The organism is Erwinia sp. S38 (genome assembly GCF_016624545.1).
In the GTDB taxonomy this organism is placed as follows: domain Bacteria; phylum Pseudomonadota; class Gammaproteobacteria; order Enterobacterales; family Enterobacteriaceae; genus Erwinia; species Erwinia coffeiphila.
The window spans coordinates 1-1,052 of record NZ_JACVTS010000069.1 but is presented as its reverse complement, the minus strand read 5'-3'; the positions used below and the strand labels follow the sequence as shown (position 1 = coordinate 1,052).

The 1,052-nt window shown below is 38.6% G+C and carries 1 protein-coding gene; it reads left to right on the top strand.

The window, feature by feature from the left end; translation table 11 throughout:
- A partial coding sequence (locus tag IBT46_RS27030) for a transposase (protein ID WP_200548133.1) occupies positions 1-297 on the top strand: 297 nt, incomplete at its 5' end.
- Between the last annotated feature and the right edge of the window lie 755 nt (positions 298-1,052).

Genomic DNA, 1,052 nt, shown 5'->3' with positions numbered 1-1,052 from the left:
CTTAAAAGCACATACCGACGGGCAAAAACGATCATCCTGATCGTCGATAAGTACATCATTCATAAAAGTCGGGAAACACTCAGTTGGTTAAGGAAGAATCCCAAATTTATTGTTATTTATCAACCGGTCTATTCGCCGTGGGTCAATCACGTTGAACGGTTGTGGCAGGCATTACATGACGCGGTAACCCGAAATCATCGTTGTCGTTCGATGTGGCAATTATTGAACAAAGTGCTCCATTTTATGAAGACGGTAAGTCCGTTTCCTGGCGGGAAGCATGGTCAGGCAAAACTGTAGCGGTATTGGAACAGCTATTTAGACCGGATCACTACTGCCAGTCGAAAGAGAAGAAATAAGTGATTAGTTTTAACGAAGTTTTATAGTAGCTCCAGCCTCTACAGAGTTATAACTATCGTCACTATCGTATTTTGAGTGTGGGTCGGTGAATAATCTTTGTTCCTGTCTATTCAGTTTCCTATGAAATTTATCATTAGCACTTTTTCCACTTTTCATGCAAATTTTTCCTAAGCATTTCTCACTGTTCTCGTCATCCCAAACAAGATCCGATGGTGATTTATTTTCAGCAGAAGCAGTACCGTTGAATGTAGTAAAAAGGAGAAGGATTGAAAATATAGATTTTAAAAGCATAATCACCCTATTGATAATGATATTATTAACATTATTTGAATTATTATATCTTGAATAGTGATAGTCAATAATCGGTTTTTTTGGAATGCACCCAAGTCACTGATTTAGTGGTTTTTGTTGAAAAAAAGAAATTTTGCTGAGTTGAAGGAGCAGATCACATATCATTCAGTAATACTGCTCGCCAAGTAAAAAAATGCTAAAAATCAGTAGCTTACATAAACACAATAGATCCCTTATCAACCATTGTCCCATCACTTTCTGGCTGGATGATCTTACCCAGCAATAGTGGACACAAGACTAAGTGAGTAAACTCTTAAGCAAAGGGGTAATCCTCCCCTTTTTAACGGAGGTGAGGCTTTGTTGAATAAATCAGATTCAGGGCGAGCGTCTCTGCAGCGGGTTGG